Here is a 20,030-nt window from a genome sequence, read left to right as displayed (position 1 = left end):
GTGCCGCAGCATGGTCTCATGCTTTGCTGCAGACGACGACGCGCTCGGCGAAATCGCCGAACCGGGTTCGGGGGATTTAAAGCTTCCCGCACTTGCGCTCCGGCGTCGCCTGCGCTAACCACGGGCTCGTTGCAACTCTTCTTTCGGCTTGCTCGGCAAGAAGCTTTAGTGAAGTGCCTTCCGGCACTTGCGAGCAGGCAGGGATGGATATGATGACTGAACTGCTCAGCTCCTACATTCCGATCGCAATCTTTATCGGTATCGCCTTCGTCATCGGTCTCGCGCTGCTCGTGGCGCCGTTTGCCGTTGCCTTCAAGGCGCCCGATCCGGAAAAGCTTTCGGCCTATGAATGTGGTTTTAATGCGTTCGATGATGCTCGCATGAAATTCGACATCCGGTTCTACCTGGTGTCTATCCTTTTCATCATCTTCGACCTTGAAGTCGCGTTCCTGTTCCCCTGGGCGGTGTCCTTCGGTGCAATCGGCTGGTTCGGCTTCTGGTCGATGATGGTGTTCCTGGCCGTTCTGACGATCGGCTTCATCTACGAATGGAAGAAGGGGGCTCTGGAATGGGAGTGAACACGCAAGAGACGACGCTTGTCGCCCAGCAGCCGAAGGGTGTGATCGATCCCGCCACGGGAAAGCCCGTCGGTGCCGACAATCCTTTCTTCTCCGGGGTGAATGACGAGCTTGCCGACAAGGGGTTCATCGTCACCTCGACGGAGGCACTGATCACCTGGGCGCGTACCGGCTCGCTGATGTGGATGCAGTTCGGCCTTGCCTGCTGCGCCGTCGAAGGCCTGATGCAGGTGTCCGGCCCGCGCTACGATCTGGAGCGCTTCGGCGTGGCGCCCCGCGCCAGTCCGCGCCAGTCGGACGTGATGATCGTCGCCGGCACGCTGACCAACAAGATGGCGCCGGCTCTGCGCAAGGTCTATGACCAGATGCCCGAGCCGCGCTACGTGATCTCCATGGGCTCCTGCGCCAATGGCGGCGGCTACTACCATTATTCCTATTCGGTGGTGCGCGGTTGCGACCGCGTCGTACCGGTCGACATCTACGTGCCGGGCTGTCCCCCCACCGCAGAAGCGCTGCTTTACGGCGTGCTGATGCTGCAGAAGAAGATCCGTCGCACAGGCACGATCGAGCGCTAAGGGAAGGGACTTTAAGACAATGAGCGAGGCCCTTATCGAGCTTTCCTCCTACTTGACGGAAACCCGCGGCGAATTGCTGACCGGTGCCGATGTCAAGTTCGGTGAACTGACCGTCACGACGACGCCGGACCGCATTCTGGCGCTGCTGAACTTCCTGCGCACCGACGTGCAGTGCGGATTCGTCAATCTGGTCGACATCTGCGGTGCCGACTATCCTCAGCGCGTGGAGCGCTTCGAGGTGGTCTATCACCTGCTGTCGCCACGTCAGAACCAGCGCATCCGCGTCAAGCTGTCGGTGGCGGAAAACACGCCCGTTCCCTCGGCCTGCAGCATCTACATGGGGGCCGACTGGTTCGAGCGCGAAGCCTGGGACATGTACGGCATTGCCTTTTCGGGGCATGCGGACCTGCGCCGCATCCTGACGGACTACGGGTTCGAAGGGCATCCGCTGCGCAAGGATTTCCCGCTGACCGGGTTCGTTGAAGTGCGTTACGACGATGAGCTGAAGCGGGTGCTTTACGAACCTGTCGAGCTCAAGCAGGAGTTCCGCAGTTTCGATTTTCTCTCGCCCTGGGAAGGAACCGACTATGTTCTGCCCGGCGACGAAAAGGCAGCGAAGTGAGGACGAAAGGCTTTAAGTCATGACCGAACATAACGTCCGCAACTTCACCATCAATTTCGGCCCCGAGCATCCCTCGGCGCACGGCGTTCTGCGTCTGGTTCTGGAACTCGACGGTGAAATCGTCGAGCGCGTCGATCCGCATATCGGTCTCCTGCATCGCGGCACCGAAAAGCTGATCGAGACCAAGACCTATCTGCAGGCCGTACCCTATTTCGACCGGCTCGATTACGTCGCGCCGATGAACCAGGAGCATGCCTTCGCGCTGGCCGTCGAAAAGCTGCTCAACGTCGAGATCCCGATGCGCGGCCAGCTGATCCGCGTGCTCTACTCCGAAATCGGCCGTCTTCTCTCGCACATCATTAACGTTACCACGCAGGCGATGGACGTTGGCGCGATGACGCCGCCGGTCTGGGGTTTCGAAGAGCGCGAAAAGCTGATGATCTTCTATGAGCGGGCCTGTGGCGCGCGCATGCATGCGGCCTATTTCCGCCCGGGTGGCGTCCATCAGGACCTTCCCCCGGAGCTGGTAGAGGACATCGGCAAGTGGTGCGACCCGTTCCTGAAGTCGCTGGATGACATCGAGAGCCTGCTCACCGGCAACCGCATCTACAAGCAGCGCAACGTCGATATCGGCGTGGTCAGCCTGGAAGATGCCTGGTCGCTCGGCTTTTCGGGCGTCATGGTTCGCGGCTCGGGGGCTGCCTGGGACCTGCGTCGCGCCCAGCCCTATGAGTGCTATTCGGATCTCGAATTCGATATCCCGATCGGTCTCAACGGTGACTGCTACGACCGCTATCTCGTGCGCATGAACGAGATGCGCCAGTCGGTGCGGATCATGAAGCAATGCGTCGAACTGCTGCTCGGCAAGCACAAGATCGGACCGGTGTCTTCGCTCGACGGCAAGGTCGTCCCGCCCAAGCGTGGCGAGATGAAGCGGTCGATGGAAGCGCTGATCCACCACTTCAAGCTCTACACCGAAGGCTATCACGTGCCGGAAGGCGAAGTGTATGCGGCGGTCGAAGCGCCCAAGGGCGAGTTCGGCGTCTATCTGGTGTCCGACGGTTCCAACAAGCCCTATCGCTGCAAGATCCGCGCGCCGGGCTTTGTGCACCTGTCGGCGATGGACTTCCTGTGCCGGGGCCACCAGCTTGCCGACGTGACCGCCATCCTGGGATCGATCGACATCGTGTTCGGCGAGGTCGATCGCTGATGCGAATGGCGCGCCCGACGATCGATCACTGTCCCGCGCGGCGTCAGGCCGTCCGGAACGGAGCCGATCTCGCCGGACGCGATCAATCGGGCTTGACGGCAGGGGCGGGGAACCGCCCCTCCGCTGCCGGGCTCCTTCTTGATAAAACTGCCCGCGGGGACCTGGCGATTGCAACGCCCGGCCTGCAGGGCGGGTCCATAAACTAGACAAGGCTGAGAAAGAATGTCCGTTCGTCGACTAGCCGAAGACCAGGTCCAGCCGGGAAGCTTTTCCTTCACCGAGGAGAATGCCGCCTGGGCAGATGCCACCATCCTGAAATATCCCGAAGGCCGCCAGCAATCGGCGGTCATCCCGCTGTTGATGCGGGCGCAGGAACAGGACGGCTGGGTCACGCGCGCGGCCATCGAATTTGTCGCCCAGAAGCTTTCCATGGCCTATATCCGGGTGCTGGAGGTCGCGACCTTCTACACCCAGTTCCAGCTGAAGCCGATCGGCACCCGCGCCCATGTGCAGGTCTGCGGCACGACGCCCTGCATGCTGCGCGGCTCGGAAGAACTGATCAAGCTCTGCAAGAGGAAGATCAACGCGGAACCGTTCGAGCGCAACGAGGACGGCACGCTGTCCTGGGAAGAGGTCGAATGTCAGGGCGCCTGCGTCAACGCGCCGATGGTGATGATCTTCAAGGACAGCTACGAGGACCTCACACCTGAGCGGCTGGAAGAGATCATCGACCAGTTCCAGGCCGGCAATGGCCAGGATGTGAAGACCGGCACACAGATCGACCGCGTGTTTTCCGCCCCGATCGGTGGCCTGACCTCGCTGAAGAACGGCGATGCCGCAGGCAAGACCGTGCCGAAGAACAGCTCAGGCGCCGGCGAAGTCGACGTGCCCCCGACCAAGGCTGCAAGGCCGGACACGACGGCTGCGGAAACCAATCCCGCGCTGCGCACGCCGGCCGACGGCGAAACCGCGACCCCCGATGGTCCGACCGTCAAGCGCAGCCGCAAGTCGGCTGCGCCGACCAGCGACGAGGAAACGGCGCCGATCTCCGACACGGCAGCCGCCGATGCGCGCAAGCCCGGCCTCGAGGATGCCGACCGTCCGGCCGCAATCGACAGGCCGGCCGAGACCGACGACCTGAAGCTGATCTCCGGCGTCGGCCCGAAGCTCGAGGGCACGCTGAACGACCTCGGCATCTACAAGTTCTCCCAGATCGCCGCCTGGACCAAGGCGGAGTGCGACTGGGTCGACGGTTACCTGAAATTTCGCGGTCGCATCGAGCGCGACGATTGGATCAAGCAGGCCGATGCGCTCGCCCGGGGTGGCGAAGCGGAATACATCAGGGTCTTCGGCAAGAAGCCGCGCTAAGGGGTTGACGATATGTTGAAAGATCAGGATCGCATCTTTACCAATATCTACGGCCTTCACGACAAGTCGCTGAAGGGCGTGATGTCGCGCGGCCATTGGGACGGCACCAAGCAGATTCTCGAAAAGGGCCGTGACTGGATCATCAACGAGATGAAGGCATCGGGCCTGCGCGGTCGTGGCGGCGCCGGCTTCCCGACCGGCCTGAAATGGTCCTTCATGCCGAAGGAATCGGATGGCCGTCCGCATTATCTCGTGGTCAACGCCGATGAGTCCGAACCCGGCACCTGCAAGGACCGCGACATCATGCGGCACGATCCGCATACGCTGATCGAGGGCTGCCTGATCGCCTCCTTCGCGATGGGCGCGCACACGGCCTATATTTACGTGCGCGGCGAATATATCCGTGAGCGCGAAGCGCTGCAGGCGGCGATCGACGAATGCTATGACGCCGGCCTGCTCGGCAAGAACAACAAGCACGGCTGGGACATGGACGTCATCGTCCACCACGGCGCCGGCGCCTATATCTGCGGCGAGGAAACCGCGCTGCTGGAAAGCCTCGAAGGCAAGAAGGGCCAGCCGCGTCTGAAGCCGCCTTTCCCGGCGAATATGGGTCTCTACGGCTGCCCGACGACGGTCAACAATGTCGAATCGATCGCGGTTGCGCCGACCATCTTGCGCCGCGGCGCCGGCTGGTTCTCCGGCATCGGCCGTCCGAACAATGTCGGCACCAAGCTGTTCATGATCTCCGGTCATGTGAACACGCCCTGCACGGTGGAAGATGCGCTCGGCGTGACCTTCCGCGAGATCATCGAAAAGCATGCCGGCGGCATTCGCGGCGGCTGGGACAACCTGCTCGCGGTCATTCCGGGCGGCGCATCCTGCCCGATCGTCAAGGGTGAGGACATGATGGATGCCGTCATGGACTTCGACGGCATGCGCGAGGTCAAGTCGTCCTTCGGCACCGGCGGTATGATCGTCATGGACAAGTCGACCGACGTGATCAAGGCGATCTGGCGCATCGCGGCCTTCTTCAAGCACGAGAGCTGCGGCCAGTGCACGCCCTGCCGGGAAGGCACGGGCTGGATGATGCGCGTCATGGAACGCATGGTGCGCGGCAATGCCCAGAAGCGCGAAATCGACATGCTGTTCGAAGTGACCAAGCAGGTCGAGGGACATACGATCTGCGCGCTCGGCGATGCGGCTGCATGGCCGATCCAGGGTCTGATCCGCAATTTCAGGCCTGAAATCGAAGCCAGGATAGATCAATACACCCGCAACGCCGTGGCCCATGGCGTCGTGATGGAAGCGGCCGAGTAAACCGGCAAGAAGGGGATAAGGGACCATGGCCAAGGCACCGGACAAGAAGACGGAAGGGCAGACGGCATCGCCGGATGATCTCTCTCGGCTTGCCGATGCGATGAAGGACATGTCCTCCAACCCGCTGGTGACCACGCCGGCGGCGGCCATGATGGCGGCGTCGGCCATCGGCTTCGGCATGGCAACGCAGATGACCGGCATGTTCTTCAGCATGATGCAGGCGATGGCGGATGACGGCCGCAAGGCCGGCGATGCGGCCCGGGACATGGCGGAAGAACCGGTTGCCAAGGCCGCTTCGGCCCCGCAGCCTGCAACGGCCGAGGCCGTCGCCCCGGTCGCAGAGGCGCCTGCAGCGAAAACACCGGCGGCAAAAGCACCGGCCCGCAAGTCCGCCGCGCCGGCAAAGGCCAAGGCAAAGTCTGTCGAGAAGACCGTAGCCAAGGCTCCGGCCAAACCGGCTGCAAAGACGATAAAGCCTTCGCCGAAGGCGAAAAAGGCGACCAGGCCCGAGACGGTGGCGAAGCCGGTTGCCAAGGCTGAAAAGCCGGCCGCTGCACCCAGGCGCAAGGCGAAGGCCGGCGACCTGAAGCAGATCGACGGCATCGGCCCGAAGGTCGAGGAACGGCTGAAGGCCATGGGCGTCGAGACGATTGCCGATATCGCCGGCTGGAGTGCGGCGGATATCGCCCGTTTCGATACGGAATTGAGCCTTGCCGGGCGTATCGCGCGCGACGACTGGGTCGGTCAGGCGAAGACGATCGTCGGGGGGCGAGGGTGATGCATCTCGCCGAACTGAACATCGCGACGCTGAAATATCCGCTGGATGATCCCCGGGTGGCGCCCTTCGTGGACGCACTCGACCGGGTCAACACCATCGCCGAACGGCTTGATGGTTTCGTCTGGCGGCTAAAGGAGGAGAGTGGCAACGCGACGGATATCCGGGCCTTTGACGATCCCATGACGATCGTCAACCTGAGTGTCTGGCGCGACGCGGAAGCCCTTGAGAATTTTGTCTGGAAGACCGTGCACAAGCAGTTCTACGCACGTCGCGCGGAATGGTTTTCCATCATGGATAAGCAGCATTTCGTCCTCTGGCATGTCGAGGAGGGACACCGTCCCGACATGCAGGAAGCGAAACAGCGGCTCGAAGCATTGAACAAGCACGGCGATAGCGACCATGCCTTTGGCTGGTCGCACCTGCCAGAGGTGAAACTGTGGCGCGAAGCGCGGTGTGCGTGAGACAGGAAGGCGAAAATGGTAAAGCTGAAGGTCGACGGTAAGGAAATCGAGGTCCCGGATCATTTCACGCTGCTGCAGGCGTGTGAGGAGGCCGGTGCCGAGGTTCCGCGTTTCTGTTTCCACGAGCGGCTCTCGGTAGCCGGCAATTGCCGCATGTGCCTCGTCGAGGTGAAGGGCGGTCCGCCCAAGCCCGCGGCCTCCTGCGCCATGGGCGTGCGTGATGTGCGTCCGGGCCCGAACGGCGAGCCGCCGGAAGTCTTCACCAACACGCCGATGGTCAAGAAGGCCCGCGAAGGCGTGATGGAATTCCTGCTGATCAACCATCCGCTGGATTGCCCGATCTGCGACCAGGGCGGCGAGTGCGACCTGCAGGACCAGGCCATGGCCTTCGGTATCGACTCGTCGCGCTACACCGAGAACAAGCGCGCCGTCGAGGACAAGTATATCGGCCCGCTGGTCAAGACGGTGATGAACCGCTGCATTCACTGCACGCGCTGCGTCCGCTTTACCACCGAAGTCGCCGGCATTTCCGAGCTCGGCCTGATCGGCCGCGGCGAGGACGCCGAGATCACCACCTATCTCGAGCAGGCGATGACGTCGGAACTGCAGGGCAATGTCGTCGACCTCTGCCCGGTCGGTGCGCTCACCTCCAAGCCGTTCGCCTTCACCGCCCGCCCGTGGGAGCTGAACAAGACCGAATCGATCGACGTCATGGACGCGCTCGGCTCGGCGATCCGCGTCGATACCCGCGGCCGCGAAGTGATGCGCGTCATGCCGCGCGTCAACGAGGAGATCAACGAGGAGTGGATTTCCGACAAGAGCCGCTTCATCTGGGACGGCCTGAAAACCCAGCGTCTCGATCGTCCCTACGTGCGCCGCGACGGTCGCCTGCAGCCGGCCAGCTGGGGCGAGGCCTTTGCCGCGATCAAGGCGCAGGTTGCCGCCACCACCGGAGACCGGATCGGCGCGATTGCCGGCGACCTGGCCTCGGTCGAGGAAATGTTCGCGCTGAAGACGCTGATCAACGCGCTCGGCTCGACCAATACCGACTGCCGCCAGGACGGTTCGGCGCTCGATCCGTCGCTCGGTCGTGCCAGCTATCTGTTCAACCCGACCATCCAGGGTATCGAGGAAGCCGACGCGCTGCTGATCGTCGGTGCCAATCCGCGCTTCGAGGCAGCTGTCCTGAATGCCCGCATCCGCAAGCGCTCGCGCCGCGGCAACTTCCCGATCGGCGTGATCGGTGAGGGTGGCGAAATGCGCTACGGCTACGACTATCTCGGTGCCGGCACCGAAACGCTTGCCGATCTGGCCGGTGGCAAGATCGATTTCCTCGACAAGCTCAAGGCTGCCGAGCGGCCGATGATCATTCTGGGCCAGGGCGCGCTTGCCGGAGAGGGCGGTTCGGCTGTCCTGTCGGCGGTTGCAGCCCTCGCGCAGTCGGTCGGCGCAGTTGCCGAAGGCTGGAACGGCTTTGCCGTGCTGCACACCGCCGCATCCCGCGTCGGTGGTCTCGACCTCGGCTTCGTGCCGGGCAATGGCAGTGTCGACGCAGCGTCGATGCTGTCGTCGATGGATGTCCTCTTCCTGCTCGGCGCGGACGAACTCGATTTCGCCGCCAAGGGTGCGAAGTTCACCGTCTATATCGGCAGCCATGGCGACAACGGCGCACACCATGCCGACGTCATCCTGCCGGGTGCGACCTATACGGAGAAGTCGGGCATCTGGGTCAACACCGAGGGCCGTCCGCAGATGGGCAACCGTGCCGGCTTCGCACCGGGCGAGGCCCGCGAAGACTGGGCGATCCTGCGCGCACTTTCCGACGTGCTCGGCCACAAGCTGCCCTTCGATTCGCTGAGTGCCCTGCGCATGCGGCTGTTCGAGGCTTTCCCGCATTTCGCAGCGCTGGACGAAATCATGCCGGCAGATGGTGCCGATATCGCCACCATCGCGAAAAAAGCAGGGAAGATGGACAAATCCGGATTTGCGTCTGCGGTCAAAGACTTCTATTTGACGAACCCGATAGCGCGCGCTTCCGCCGTCATGGCGGAGTGCTCCGCGCTGGCGCGCAACAACTTCCAAGCTGCTGCGGAATAAGGGGTGGGGATCATGGACTCGTTTGCATCAACTTATCTCTGGCCCGGCCTGATCATGATCGGCCAGTCGCTCCTGCTTCTGGTCTGCCTTCTGGTCTTCATTGCCTATGTCCTGCTCGCCGACCGCAAGATCTGGGCGGCTGTGCAGCTGCGCCGCGGACCGAACGTGGTCGGACCCTTCGGTCTGTTCCAGTCCTTTGCCGACCTGTTGAAGTTCGTCTTCAAGGAGCCGATCATTCCGGCCGGTGCCAACAAGGCCGTCTTCCTGCTGGCACCGCTGGTCAGTGTCGTGCTCGCGCTCGCCACCTGGGCGGTCGTGCCGTTCGCCGATGGCTGGGTGATGGCCGATATCAATGTCGGCATCCTCTATATCTTCGCCATCTCGTCGCTCGAGGTCTACGGCATCATCATGGGTGGCTGGGCGTCGAACTCGAAATATCCGTTTCTCGGCGCGCTGCGCTCGGCAGCCCAGATGGTGTCCTATGAAGTCTCGATCGGCTTTGTCATCGTCTGCGTCTTGCTGACGGCTGGCTCTCTCAATCTGACGGACATCGTCAATTCGCAGCGCGACGGTCTCGGCACGATGCTCGGTCTGCCCAACACGCTGCTCGACTGGAACTGGCTCGGCCTGTTCCCGATGTTCATCATCTTCTTCATTTCGGCGCTGGCCGAGACCAACCGCCCGCCCTTCGATCTGCCGGAAGCGGAATCGGAACTGGTCGCTGGCTTCATGGTCGAATACGGCTCCGCCCCCTACATGATGTTCATGCTCGGCGAATATGCCGCCATCTGCCTGATGTGCGCGCTGACGACGATCCTGTTCCTCGGGGGCTGGCTGCCGCCGGTCGATATCGTCGTGCTGAACTGGGTACCGGGCTTCATCTGGTTCGTGCTGAAGGCCAGCATGGTGTTCTTCATGTTCGGCATGGTGAAGGCCTTCGTGCCGCGCTACCGCTATGACCAGCTGATGCGTCTGGGCTGGAAAGTCTTCCTGCCGCTGTCGCTCGCCATGGTCGTCATTGTTGCATTCGTGCTGAAGCTGACGGGATGGGCATGATCATGACCATGCTCTCACACAGCGGATTTGGAGGTTGAAGATGGCGGGTGTTGCTCAAGCTATCAATTCCCTGTTTCTCAAGGAGTTCGTCGGCGCCTTCTTCCTGACGATGCGCTACTTCTTCAAGCCGAAGGCGACGATCAACTATCCCTTCGAGAAGGGACCGGTCTCGCCGCGCTTCCGGGGCGAGCACGCCCTGCGCCGCTATCCGAACGGCGAAGAACGCTGCATCGCCTGCAAGCTTTGCGAGGCGATCTGTCCGGCCCAGGCGATCACCATCGAAGCCGGTCCGCGCCGCAATGACGGCACCCGCCGCACGGTGCGCTACGACATCGACATGGTGAAATGCATCTATTGCGGCTTCTGCCAGGAAGCCTGCCCGGTCGATGCGATCGTCGAGGGGCCGAACTTCGAGTTCGCCACCGAGACGCGCGAGGAGCTCTACTTCAACAAGGAGCGGCTCCTCGAAAACGGGGATCGCTGGGAACGGGAAATCGCGCGCAACATCGCGCTCGACTCGCCTTATCGGTGATAGGACGGCCAGACTGTTCCGGCGGCGGCAAGCGCATGGCGGAACGCATAAAAATTGGAACCGGAGTGCTCAGGGGCGGGGATAGCTTCAACGCACTCGCAAGGGCAGCGGCAATCTCCTCGCCGCAGTCCGGGGGAAATGAAAAGGCACGGCTATGGGTCTGCAGGCTCTATTTTTCTATATCTTCGCCATTGTCGCGGTGGTCTCGGCATTCATGGTCATTTGGGCCAAGAACCCGGTCCACTCGGTTTTGTTCCTGATCCTCACCTTCTTCAATGCCGCCGGTCTGTTTCTCCTGACCGGGGCCGAGTTCCTGGCGATGATCCTTCTGGTCGTCTATGTCGGCGCGGTCGCGGTTCTATTCCTCTTCGTCGTCATGATGTTGGACATCGATTTCGCCGAACTGAGGGCAGGGGCGGCAAAATATACGCCGATCGGCGCCCTGATCGGCCTGATCGTCGCTACCGAACTGATCTTCGTCATCGGTGGCAGCGCCATTTCGCCGGAAGCGATGCATGCGGTCAGCATGCCGATCCCGGCGATCGCCGACCGCTCCAACACGGCAGTCCTTGGCGACGTGCTCTATACCAACTACGTCTATTTCTTCCAGATCGCCGGCCTTGTGCTTCTGGTCGCGATGATCGGCGCCATCGTTCTGACGCTGCGTCACCGCCAGCACATCCGCAGGCAGGACATTTCCAAACAGGTCGCCCGCACGCCCGCGACCGCCGTCAAGGTGGTCAAGGTCAAGCCGGGTCAGGGCATCTGAGGCAGCTGAGAGGTCAAGGAAACAAATCATGGAAATCGGTCTTTCCCACTACCTGACGGTCAGCGCCATTCTCTTCACGCTCGGCGTTTTCGGGATCTTTCTGAACCGCAAGAACATCATCGTCATCCTGATGTCGATCGAGCTCATCCTGCTCGCGGTCAACATCAACATGGTGGCCTTCTCGGCCTTCCTCAACGACATCGTCGGCCAGGTCTTTGCCCTGTTCATCCTGACGGTTGCGGCCGCGGAGGCCGCCATCGGCCTCGCGATCCTCGTTGTCTTCTATCGCAACCGCGGTTCGATCGCCGTGGAAGACGTCAATATGATGAAGGGCTGATCCGGCTATGCTTATCTACAAGGCTATTGTCTTTCTGCCGCTGATCGGCGCGATGATTGCCGGCCTGCTCGGTCGCCAGATCGGCTCCAAGGCTAGCGAATACATCACCACCGGCCTCATGGTTCTGGTGGCGCTGCTGTCGTGGTATGCGTTCTTCTCGGTCGGCTTCGGCAGCCACGAGGACGGCGAGGTCCTGCGCGTGCCGGTTCTCCAGTGGATCCAGGTCGGCGGCATCGACGTCCAGTGGTCCCTGCGGATCGATACGCTGACCGCCGTCATGCTGGTGGTCGTCAACACCGTCTCGACGCTGGTTCACCTTTATTCGATCGGCTACATGCACCACGACCCGCATCGGCCGCGCTTCTTTGCCTATCTGTCGATGTTCACCTTCGCCATGCTGATGCTGGTGACCGCCGACAACCTGCTGCAGATGTTCTTCGGCTGGGAAGGCGTGGGCCTTGCCTCCTATCTGCTGATCGGCTTCTGGTTCAAGAAGCCGTCCGCCACGGCTGCGGCGATGAAGGCCTTCGTCGTCAACCGCGTCGGCGACTTCGGCTTCCTGCTCGGCATTGCCGGCATCTTCGTGCTGTTCGGCTCGCTCAACTTCCAAACCATCTTCGCCGCCGCCAAGGATTTCCTGCCGGCCGAAGGTGCCGAGGGCGGCGAGGCCGTACTGGTCAGCTTCTTCGGCATGAACCTCGACAAGGGCCATGCCATCACCGTCGTCTGCCTGCTGCTGTTCATGGGCGCGATGGGCAAGTCGGCGCAGTTCCTGCTCCACACCTGGCTTCCCGATGCCATGGAAGGCCCGACGCCGGTGTCGGCCCTGATCCATGCCGCGACCATGGTGACCGCCGGCGTCTTCCTCGTCGCCCGCATGTCGCCGCTGTTCGAACTGTCGCCCGACGCGCTGACCTTCGTCACGCTGATCGGTGCGATCACCGCCTTCTTCGCCGCGACCGTCGGCCTGGTGCAGAACGACATCAAGCGGGTGATCGCCTATTCGACCTGTTCGCAGCTCGGCTACATGTTCGTGGCGCTCGGTGTCGGTGCCTATGGCGCGGCGATCTTCCACCTGTTCACCCACGCCTTCTTCAAGGCGCTGCTGTTCCTTGGGGCCGGTTCGGTCATCCACGCCGTCGATGGCGAGCAGGACATGCGCTACATGGGTGGCCTCAGGAAGCACATTCCGGTGACCTTCTGGGCCATGACCATCGGCACGCTGGCACTGACCGGCGTCGGCATTCCCTTCACCATCTTCGGCACGGCCGGCTTCTATTCGAAGGACGCGATCATCGAATCGGCTTTCGCCTCCCATTCGGCGGTCGGCGGCCTGGCCTTCTGGCTGCTGGTGATCGCCGCCCTGTTCACCAGTTTCTATTCCTGGCGCCTGGCCTTCCTCACCTTCTTCGGCAAGCCGCGTGCCTCGGCCGACGTCATGCACCATGTGCATGAATCGCCGCAGGTCATGCTGATCCCGCTATATGTACTGTCGGTCGGTGCGCTGTTTGCCGGCTGGATCTTCCATGGCTACTTCTTCGGCGAAGGCTATGAGGGCTTCTGGCGCGAGGCGCTGTTTACCGGGCCGGAAAACGAAATCCTGGAGGCGCATCACCATGTGCCGGTCTGGGTGGCGCTCAGCCCGTTCCTCGCCATGCTGATCGGCTTCCTGCTCGCCTGGTACATGTATATCCGCTCGCCCGAGACTCCGCGCAAGCTGGCCAACCAGCACCGCGTTCTCTACCAGTTCCTGCTCAACAAGTGGTATTTCGACGAGATCTACGACTTCCTCTTCGTGCGTCCTTCGCTGGCGTTGGGCCGGTTCCTGTGGAAGAAGGTCGATGTGGCCGTCATCGACCGTTACGGTCCTGACGGTGTCGCAGCCGCCGTGGTCGCAACGACCAGGCGCGCCACCCGCATTCAGACGGGTTACCTCTACCACTATGCCTTCGTGATGCTGATCGGCATTGCAGCACTTATTACCTGGATGATGCTCGGGAGTTCTATCTGATGACCGATTGGCCAATTCTGACAGTGGTCACATTTCTGCCGCTGGTCGGCGCGGCGCTCCTGATGTTGACCCGTGAGGATAGCGAGCAGGGCCGCAACAATATCCGCATGGTGACCTTGCTGACGATGTTGTTCAACTTCGTGCTGTCGCTGTTCATCTGGGCCGGCTACGACACGACGGCCGGCGGTTTCCAGATGACCGAGCAGGTCGACTGGCTCGGCACCGGCATCGACTACCATCTCGGCGTCGACGGCATCGGCGTTCTGTTCATCCTGCTGACGACGCTGCTGATGCCGTTCTGCATCCTGGCGTCCTGGGAAGCGATCCAGGTACGGCTGAAGGCCTACATGATCGCGTTCCTGATCCTCGAAACGCTGATCATCGGCGTCTTCGTGTCGCTCGACATCGTGCTGTTCTATGTCTTCTTCGAAGCGGGCCTGATCCCGATGTTCCTGATCATCGGCATCTGGGGGCATGAGCGTCGCGTCTATGCGTCGATCAAGTTCTTCCTCTACACGCTTGCCGGTTCGGTCCTGATGCTGATCGCGATCATGGCGATGTATTGGGAAACCGGCACCACGAGCGTGCCCGAGCTCCTGCGCTACAACTTCCCGGTCAGTATGGAATACTGGTTGTTCCTCGGCTTCTTCGCCTCGTTTGCGGTCAAGATGCCGATGTGGCCGGTGCATACCTGGCTCCCCGACGCGCACGTCGAGGCACCGACGGCGGCCTCCGGCGTTCTGGCCGGGGTGCTGCTGAAGCTCGGCGGCTTCGGTATTCTGCGCTTCTCGATGCCGATGTTCCCGGAGGCCTCGCACTTCTTCGAGCCGTTCATCTGGACGATGTCGGTGATCGCCATCATCTACACCTCGCTGGTCGCCTTCGTGCAGACCGACATGAAGAAGCTGATTGCCTATTCCTCAGTGGCCCATATGGGCTTCGTGACGCTCGGCATGTTCTCCGGCAATGTCGAGGGCGTGCAGGGATCGATCTTCCTGATGTTCTCGCACGGCATCGTGTCGGGTGCGCTGTTCCTCTGCATCGGCGTGATGTATGACCGGTTGCACACCCGCGACATCGCCGCCTATGGCGGCCTGGCGAACAACATGCCGAAATTCGCGGCCGTCTTCATGGTCTTCACCATGGCCAATGTCGGTCTGCCCGGCACCTCCGGCTTCATCGGCGAATTCCTGACGGTCATCGCGATCTTCAAGGTCAACACGTGGTTTGCGCTGCTGGCGGCCACCGGTGTGATCCTGTCGGCGATGTATTCGCTGTGGCTCTATCGCCGGGTCATCTTCGGTGCACTGGAGAAGGAAAGCGTCAAGGCGATGCTCGATCTGAACCTGCGCGAGAAATTGGTACTCTATCCGCTGCTGGCGATGACGATCTTCTTCGGGGTCTATCCGGCGCCGATCCTGAATCTGACGGGCTCCACGGTTCATTTCATGGTGAACAACTACCAGGCAGCAATTCAGGCGGCACAGCACGTTTCGCCTATTGCGAATTGACGACGGGACGCTTTGAATATGACCGCTGAAACACTTCTCGCAAGCCTGCACCTGATCGCTCCGGAGCTGATCCTGGCCGTCGGGGCTCTTGCCCTCCTCATGATCGGCGTCTTTTCCGGCGACAAGTCGGCTCCGACGGTCACGGGTCTGGCCGTTGCCCTGCTCGTGGCATCGGGCATGTGGATGCTGCTGGTCCCGGCCGAGGGGCAGGCATTTGGCGGTGCCTATGTCGCCGACAATTTCGCGACCTTCATGAAGGTGCTGGCGCTGATCGGTTCGATCTTCGCGATGATCATGGCCGTCGGCCATGCCAGGTTCGACCATCTCGACAAGTTCGAATTCCCGGTCCTGCTGGTGCTGGCGACGCTCGGGATCATGCTGATGATCTCGTCGAACAACATGATCTCGCTGTATCTCGCGCTCGAATTGCAGTCGCTCGCCCTCTACGTCGTCGCCGCGATCAACCGCGACAGCCTGCGCTCGACGGAAGCGGGCCTGAAATATTTCGTTCTCGGCGCCTTGTCGTCCGGCATGCTGCTCTATGGCATGTCGCTCGTCTACGGCTTCACCGGCAATGTGAATTTCGAGGAAATTGCTCGCGTTCTCAGCGCCGGCACGCCCAATCTCGGCGTCATCTTCGGTCTGGTCTTCGTGCTGGCCGGCCTGTCCTTCAAGATCTCGGCCGTTCCGTTCCACATGTGGACGCCGGATGTCTACGAAGGCGCGCCGACACCGGTCACGGCCTTCCTCGCCGCGGCGCCGAAGGTTGGCGCCATGGCGATCCTGGTGCGCATCGTCATCGAGGCCTTCCAGCCGATCTTCGTCGAGTGGCAGCAGATCGTCGTCTTCATCTCGATCGCCTCGATGCTGCTCGGCTCGTTTGCAGCCATCGGGCAGCGCAACATCAAGCGCATGATGGCCTATTCGTCGATCGGTCACATCGGCTTTGCCCTTGTCGGCCTGGCTGCGGGCTCGAAGACCGGCGTCTCCGGCGTGATCCTCTACATGACGATCTACCTGGTGATGACGCTCGGCACCTTTGCCTGCATCATGGCGATGCGCCGCAAGGAAGGCGGCAATGTCGAAAACATCGACGATCTCGCCGGTCTGTCGACGACCAAGCCGTTCATGGCCTTCGTGCTGACGGCCCTGATGTTCTCGCTGGCCGGCATTCCGCCGCTGGCAGGCTTCTTCGGGAAGTATTTCGTCTTTGTGGCCGCCATTGAAGCCAAGCTCTACGGCCTGGCGATCGTCGGCATGCTCGCTTCCGTCGTCGGCGCCTTCTACTATCTGCGGATCGTCAAGGTCATGTGGTTCGATGAGCCGACCGGCGAATTCACCCGGGTTGCCGGCGAGCTTCGCCTCGTCTTCGGGCTCTCCGGCCTGTTCGTCACCTGCTACGTGCTGTTTGGCGGTCCGATCGACAGGGCTGCCAGCATCGCAGCGCAGTCGCTCTTCTATTGAGCGACCAGGCGTCACGGCATCGATCTTTGCCGGCCGACTTCAGGCATGAAGCCTTGCAGGAGGTGGGGTCCACCAATGCCGAATGCTTCGAGCGTGCCCTTGCCGGCGACCCCGGCCATCTCTGGATCACGGCGACCGCCCAATCGGGCGGTCGTGCGCGTCGCGGCCGGACCTGGGTGTCCGAGCCCGGCAATCTCTATTCATCGCTGCTGTTGATCGATCCCGCGCCGATGGCCGATCTTGGATCGCTGCCGCTGGCTGTGGCGCTTGCCGTACATGATGCGATCCGCACGGTGCTCGCCGCCGATGCCGCGCCGCTCGAGATCAAATGGCCGAACGATATCCTGATCGGCCGCCGCAAGACCTGCGGCATCCTGCTGGAAGGTCAGTCGCTGCCGGACGGACGTCACGCTTTGGTGATCGGCATCGGCATCAATATCGCCTTCAAGCCGGAGCTTGCGACATATCCGGTGACGTGTCTCGCCGACCATGGTGTTACGATGTCGCCCGAGGAACTGTTCGCCCGGCTCTTCGTTTCGATGGCCGAAGCCCTGGATTTGTGGGATCGGGGGCAGGGCACAGCACGCATCGTGCAGCGATGGCGCCGGCATGCCTGCGGAATCGGCGAAAAAATCACCGTCAATCTGCCCGACCGGTCGATTTCCGGCGAGTTTAGCGGAATTGATGATAAAGGCTTGCTCCTGTTAAGACAGGCGGATGAGCGCATGACGACGATCGCAGCCGGCGACGTCTTTTTCGAATGATGGACTGAGACAGTATGAGCAAGACAGACGAACTGGTGTTTGTGCCATTGGGCGGCGTGGGCGAGATCGGGATGAATCTCGCCCTTTACGGTTATGGCCCGGCAGCGAAACGCCAGTGGATCATGGTGGATTGCGGCGTCAGCTTCGCCGGACCCGACCTGCCCGGCGCGGACCTGATCCTGCCGGACATTCGCTTCGTGCGGCAGGAGAAGAAGAACCTCAAGGCGATCTTCATCACCCACGCGCATGAAGACCACTACGGCGCGCTGAACGATCTGTGGCCGGGGCTCAACGTTCCGGTCTATGCCTCCGGTTTTACGGCCGGGATGCTGGAAGCTAAGCGGGATTATGAGGGCAGTCGCCGCGAAATCCCGATCACGCCGTTCAAGGCCGGCGACCGGGTGAATGTCGGCCCCTTCGAGGTGGAGGCCGTCGGCGTCAACCATTCGATCCCCGAACCGATGTCGCTGATCATCCGCACGGCGCTCGGCAATCTTGTCCACACCGGCGACTGGAAGATCGACCACGCGCCGTCGCTCGGACCGTTTACCGACGAGAACCGCTTCCGCCAGATCGGCGACGAAGGCGTGCTGGCGCTGATGTGCGACAGCACCAATGCGATGCGCGACGGCGTTTCTCCCTCGGAGGAAGAAGTCTCCGACGGCCTGCGCCAGGTGATCGAGAACGCCGAGGGACGCGTCGCCATCACCACCTTTTCTTCCAATGTCGGCCGCATACGCTCGATCGCGCAGGCGGCCGAGGCGGCAGGCCGCGATGTGCTGCTGCTCGGCAGTTCGCTGAAGCGGGTCACCAATGTCGCCTATGACATCGGTCTGATGGAAGGCATCCAACCCTTCATCGCCGAAGACGAATACGGCTATATTCCGCGCGACAAGGTCGTCATCATCCTGACCGGCAGCCAGGGCGAGCCGCGTGCGGCGCTGGCCAAGCTTGCCCGCGACGAGATGCGCAATGTGGCGCTGACGGCAGGCGACACGGTCGTGTTTTCCTCGCGCGCCATTCCCGGCAACGAAAAGGGCATCATCGAGATCAAGAACGGCCTGATCGAACAGGGCGTGAAGATCATCACCGACGCCGAAGCCCTGGTGCATGTCTCCGGCCATCCGCGCCGCAACGAGCTGCAGCAGATGTATCAGTGGATCCGTCCCGAGATCCTGGTGCCGGTGCATGGCGAGGCGGCCCATCTGGTTGCCCAGAAGGAACTCGGCGAGCAGTCGGGCATCAAGACCGTGCCGAAGGTGCGCAATGGCGACATTCTGCGCTTGGCGCCGGGCGCGCCTGAAGTTATCGACCACGCGCCGTTCGGCCGGGTGTTCAAGGACGGCAAGCTGATCGGCGATGCCGACGAGATGGGTATTTCGGATCGCCGCAAGCTGTCCTTCGTCGGCCATGTCGGCGTCAATCTGGTGCTCGACGGCCGCTTCGACTTCCGCGGCGACCCCGAGGTGGTGCTGATCGGTCTGCCGGAATGCGACGACGAGGGCGAGGACATGGAAGACGTGCTCTATGACGCTGTGCTCGGCGCCGTGGAGAGCATTCCGCGTGCCCGGCGCAAGGATCTGGAGATGCTGCGCGAAGCGGTCCGGCGGGCAGTCCGCTCGGCGGCCAACGAAGCCTGGGGCAAGAAGCCGGTCGTAACGGTATTCGTCACCAAGGTTTGATCGCGCCGGGCCCTGCAGGGGCCCGGTGTTCGGCAGTGGAGAAGGGAGGCTCTGACATGCTCGGACGGGTAAATCACATCGCCATCGTCGTGCCGGATCTCGGCAAGGCGGTGGCAAGCTATCGAGACACGCTGGGCGCCAGCGTGTCGGCGCCGCAGTCGCTGCCCGAGCATGGGGTGACGGTGGTCTTCGTCGAATTGCCCAACACCAAGGTCGAGCTTCTCGAGCCGCTTGGCGAGGGCTCTCCGATCCGGTCCTTCCTCGACAAGAACCCCTCCGGCGGCATGCATCACATCTGCTACGAGGTGGACGACATCCTTGTCGCCCGCGACAGCCTGATCGAGCGCGGTGCGCGGGTGCTGGGGGCCGGCGAGCCGAAGACGGGCGCGCATGGGCGGCCGGTACTCTTTCTGCATCCGAAGGATTTTTTCGGCACGCTCATCGAACTGGAGCAGGTCTGATCGTCCATTGGCCCTGTGAGCCCGCTCGCCTGCCGTCATCGAAATCCACGATCCAGCGCCACGATCCCGCCAACCGTCCTCTCGAACATGTGAGTCGCCCGTGATTGCCTTCCTCGAGCATTTTGCAATTTTTTTCATCATCTGGTGGATCGTGCTGTTCATCGTCCTGCCGATCGGGCTGCGCACGCAGGCCGAGGAAAACGATGTCGCGCCGGGCACGGTCGAGAGCGCACCGGCCCGTTACCGGCCATTCCGCACGCTTGCCGCGACCACCTTGATCTCGCTGGCGCTCTATTGCGGCTGGCTGCTGGCGAGCAGCTATTTCGGATTCAGCTTCGACGACTTGCCGCAGATGGTGCCGGATTTCGGGTAATCCCGCCGAAAACGGCCGGACAGATTCGCCGGCAATGGAAAGAGGTGGGTGAGGAGATGGTCTG

The 20,030-nt window shown here is 62.1% G+C and carries 20 protein-coding genes; all 20 read left to right on the top strand.

What is annotated here, in order from left to right:
• The first annotated feature begins 212 nt into the window (after window positions 1-212).
• The 20 genes from J2Z17_RS10205 (at window position 213) to J2Z17_RS10110 (ending at window position 19,966) form a co-directional block, all read left to right on the top strand.
• Complete coding sequence (locus tag J2Z17_RS10205; RefSeq protein WP_209944548.1) at window positions 213-578, top strand: NADH-quinone oxidoreductase subunit A; 366 nt, start codon at window positions 213-215, stop codon at window positions 576-578.
• Window positions 569-1,153, top strand: a complete 585-nt coding sequence (locus J2Z17_RS10200; RefSeq protein ID WP_209944546.1) for a NuoB/complex I 20 kDa subunit family protein — start codon at window positions 569-571, stop codon at window positions 1,151-1,153. Before J2Z17_RS10205 ends, J2Z17_RS10200 begins: the two co-directional genes overlap by 10 nt.
• A gap of 19 nt (window positions 1,154-1,172) precedes the next feature.
• Window positions 1,173-1,775 carry an NADH-quinone oxidoreductase subunit C gene (locus tag J2Z17_RS10195; RefSeq protein ID WP_209944544.1) on the top strand — a complete coding sequence of 201 codons (603 nt, stop codon included), beginning with the start codon at window positions 1,173-1,175 and terminating at the stop codon, window positions 1,773-1,775.
• Window positions 1,776-1,794: 19 nt separating this feature from the next.
• Window positions 1,795-2,985, top strand: a complete 1,191-nt coding sequence (locus J2Z17_RS10190; RefSeq protein ID WP_209944542.1) for an NADH-quinone oxidoreductase subunit D — start codon at window positions 1,795-1,797, stop codon at window positions 2,983-2,985.
• A gap of 222 nt (window positions 2,986-3,207) precedes the next feature.
• Window positions 3,208-4,353 carry an NADH-quinone oxidoreductase subunit NuoE gene (gene nuoE / locus J2Z17_RS10185; RefSeq protein WP_209944540.1) on the top strand — a complete coding sequence of 382 codons (1,146 nt, stop codon included), beginning with the start codon at window positions 3,208-3,210 and terminating at the stop codon, window positions 4,351-4,353.
• Between the two features lie 12 nt (window positions 4,354-4,365).
• Complete coding sequence (nuoF, locus tag J2Z17_RS10180) at window positions 4,366-5,670, top strand: NADH-quinone oxidoreductase subunit NuoF (RefSeq protein ID WP_209944538.1); 1,305 nt, start codon at window positions 4,366-4,368, stop codon at window positions 5,668-5,670.
• 25 nt (window positions 5,671-5,695) lie between these two features.
• Entirely contained in the window at window positions 5,696-6,448 is a 753-nt protein-coding gene (locus tag J2Z17_RS10175; RefSeq protein WP_209944536.1) for a helix-hairpin-helix domain-containing protein, read from the top strand.
• On the top strand, window positions 6,448-6,909 hold the full coding sequence (locus tag J2Z17_RS10170; protein WP_209944534.1) for a DUF3291 domain-containing protein: 462 nt from the start codon (window positions 6,448-6,450) through the stop codon (window positions 6,907-6,909). Before J2Z17_RS10175 ends, J2Z17_RS10170 begins: the two co-directional genes overlap by 1 nt.
• A gap of 15 nt (window positions 6,910-6,924) precedes the next feature.
• Window positions 6,925-9,006, top strand: coding sequence for an NADH-quinone oxidoreductase subunit NuoG (gene nuoG, locus J2Z17_RS10165; RefSeq protein ID WP_209944532.1), 2,082 nt, complete (start codon window positions 6,925-6,927; stop codon window positions 9,004-9,006).
• Between the two features lie 12 nt (window positions 9,007-9,018).
• Window positions 9,019-10,062, top strand: coding sequence for an NADH-quinone oxidoreductase subunit NuoH (gene nuoH / locus J2Z17_RS10160; RefSeq protein WP_209944530.1), 1,044 nt, complete (start codon window positions 9,019-9,021; stop codon window positions 10,060-10,062).
• Between the two features lie 40 nt (window positions 10,063-10,102).
• A complete protein-coding gene (gene nuoI, locus J2Z17_RS10155) occupies window positions 10,103-10,594 on the top strand; it encodes an NADH-quinone oxidoreductase subunit NuoI (RefSeq protein WP_209944528.1) in 492 nt (163 codons plus the stop codon).
• Window positions 10,595-10,748: 154 nt separating this feature from the next.
• Window positions 10,749-11,363, top strand: coding sequence for an NADH-quinone oxidoreductase subunit J (locus tag J2Z17_RS10150; RefSeq protein WP_209944526.1), 615 nt, complete (start codon window positions 10,749-10,751; stop codon window positions 11,361-11,363).
• A gap of 28 nt (window positions 11,364-11,391) precedes the next feature.
• Complete coding sequence (gene nuoK / locus J2Z17_RS10145; RefSeq protein ID WP_209944524.1) at window positions 11,392-11,700, top strand: NADH-quinone oxidoreductase subunit NuoK; 309 nt, start codon at window positions 11,392-11,394, stop codon at window positions 11,698-11,700.
• A gap of 7 nt (window positions 11,701-11,707) precedes the next feature.
• Complete coding sequence (gene nuoL / locus J2Z17_RS10140) at window positions 11,708-13,711, top strand: NADH-quinone oxidoreductase subunit L (RefSeq protein ID WP_209944522.1); 2,004 nt, start codon at window positions 11,708-11,710, stop codon at window positions 13,709-13,711.
• Window positions 13,711-15,222 (top strand): NADH-quinone oxidoreductase subunit M, encoded by a 1,512-nt coding sequence (locus tag J2Z17_RS10135; protein ID WP_209944520.1) that lies wholly within the window; start codon window positions 13,711-13,713, stop codon window positions 15,220-15,222. Before nuoL ends, J2Z17_RS10135 begins: the two co-directional genes overlap by 1 nt.
• Window positions 15,223-15,240: 18 nt before the next feature.
• On the top strand, window positions 15,241-16,686 hold the full coding sequence (gene nuoN, locus J2Z17_RS10130; protein WP_209944518.1) for an NADH-quinone oxidoreductase subunit NuoN: 1,446 nt from the start codon (window positions 15,241-15,243) through the stop codon (window positions 16,684-16,686).
• Complete coding sequence (locus tag J2Z17_RS10125; RefSeq protein ID WP_209944516.1) at window positions 16,683-17,450, top strand: biotin--[acetyl-CoA-carboxylase] ligase; 768 nt, start codon at window positions 16,683-16,685, stop codon at window positions 17,448-17,450. The genes nuoN and J2Z17_RS10125 overlap by 4 nt, the downstream gene beginning before the upstream one ends.
• A gap of 14 nt (window positions 17,451-17,464) precedes the next feature.
• On the top strand, window positions 17,465-19,132 hold the full coding sequence (locus J2Z17_RS10120) for a ribonuclease J (RefSeq protein WP_209944514.1): 1,668 nt from the start codon (window positions 17,465-17,467) through the stop codon (window positions 19,130-19,132).
• A gap of 56 nt (window positions 19,133-19,188) precedes the next feature.
• The gene (gene mce / locus J2Z17_RS10115; protein WP_209944512.1) at window positions 19,189-19,593 is read left to right on the top strand and encodes a methylmalonyl-CoA epimerase; all 405 of its coding nucleotides are present in this window, start codon (window positions 19,189-19,191) and stop codon (window positions 19,591-19,593) included.
• A 103-nt stretch (window positions 19,594-19,696) separates the two neighbouring features.
• Window positions 19,697-19,966 carry a DUF1467 family protein gene (locus tag J2Z17_RS10110; protein WP_209945103.1) on the top strand — a complete coding sequence of 90 codons (270 nt, stop codon included), beginning with the start codon at window positions 19,697-19,699 and terminating at the stop codon, window positions 19,964-19,966.
• Window positions 19,967-20,030: the final 64 nt, after the last annotated feature.

Origin of the sequence: Heterorhizobium halophytocola, assembly GCF_017873095.1 — a bacterium.
Classification (GTDB): domain Bacteria; phylum Pseudomonadota; class Alphaproteobacteria; order Rhizobiales; family Rhizobiaceae; genus Allorhizobium; species Allorhizobium halophytocola.
The sequence above is the reverse complement of the archived record's forward strand: the minus strand, read 5'-3'. Positions and strand labels throughout refer to the sequence as shown.

Excerpts from the sequence above, each read along its gene's own strand:
- nuoG (WP_209944532.1), top strand. The coding sequence starts at position 6,925 with ATGGTAAAGCTGAAGGTCGACGGTAAGGAAATCGAGGTCCCGGATCAT.
- J2Z17_RS10175 (WP_209944536.1), top strand. The coding sequence starts at position 5,696 with ATGGCCAAGGCACCGGACAAGAAGACGGAAGGGCAGACGGCATCGCCG.
- J2Z17_RS10150 (WP_209944526.1), top strand. The coding sequence starts at position 10,749 with ATGGGTCTGCAGGCTCTATTTTTCTATATCTTCGCCATTGTCGCGGTG.
- mce (WP_209944512.1), top strand. The coding sequence starts at position 19,189 with ATGCTCGGACGGGTAAATCACATCGCCATCGTCGTGCCGGATCTCGGC.
- nuoI (WP_209944528.1), top strand. The coding sequence starts at position 10,103 with ATGGCGGGTGTTGCTCAAGCTATCAATTCCCTGTTTCTCAAGGAGTTC.
- J2Z17_RS10170 (WP_209944534.1), top strand. The coding sequence starts at position 6,448 with ATGCATCTCGCCGAACTGAACATCGCGACGCTGAAATATCCGCTGGAT.
- J2Z17_RS10195 (WP_209944544.1), top strand. The coding sequence starts at position 1,173 with ATGAGCGAGGCCCTTATCGAGCTTTCCTCCTACTTGACGGAAACCCGC.
- J2Z17_RS10190 (WP_209944542.1), top strand. The coding sequence starts at position 1,795 with ATGACCGAACATAACGTCCGCAACTTCACCATCAATTTCGGCCCCGAG.
- J2Z17_RS10205 (WP_209944548.1), top strand. The coding sequence starts at position 213 with ATGACTGAACTGCTCAGCTCCTACATTCCGATCGCAATCTTTATCGGT.
- nuoH (WP_209944530.1), top strand. The coding sequence starts at position 9,019 with ATGGACTCGTTTGCATCAACTTATCTCTGGCCCGGCCTGATCATGATC.
- nuoN (WP_209944518.1), top strand. The coding sequence starts at position 15,241 with ATGACCGCTGAAACACTTCTCGCAAGCCTGCACCTGATCGCTCCGGAG.
- nuoF (WP_209944538.1), top strand. The coding sequence starts at position 4,366 with ATGTTGAAAGATCAGGATCGCATCTTTACCAATATCTACGGCCTTCAC.
- J2Z17_RS10135 (WP_209944520.1), top strand. The coding sequence starts at position 13,711 with ATGACCGATTGGCCAATTCTGACAGTGGTCACATTTCTGCCGCTGGTC.
- nuoL (WP_209944522.1), top strand. The coding sequence starts at position 11,708 with ATGCTTATCTACAAGGCTATTGTCTTTCTGCCGCTGATCGGCGCGATG.
- nuoE (WP_209944540.1), top strand. The coding sequence starts at position 3,208 with ATGTCCGTTCGTCGACTAGCCGAAGACCAGGTCCAGCCGGGAAGCTTT.
- J2Z17_RS10200 (WP_209944546.1), top strand. The coding sequence starts at position 569 with ATGGGAGTGAACACGCAAGAGACGACGCTTGTCGCCCAGCAGCCGAAG.
- J2Z17_RS10120 (WP_209944514.1), top strand. The coding sequence starts at position 17,465 with ATGAGCAAGACAGACGAACTGGTGTTTGTGCCATTGGGCGGCGTGGGC.
- nuoK (WP_209944524.1), top strand. The coding sequence starts at position 11,392 with ATGGAAATCGGTCTTTCCCACTACCTGACGGTCAGCGCCATTCTCTTC.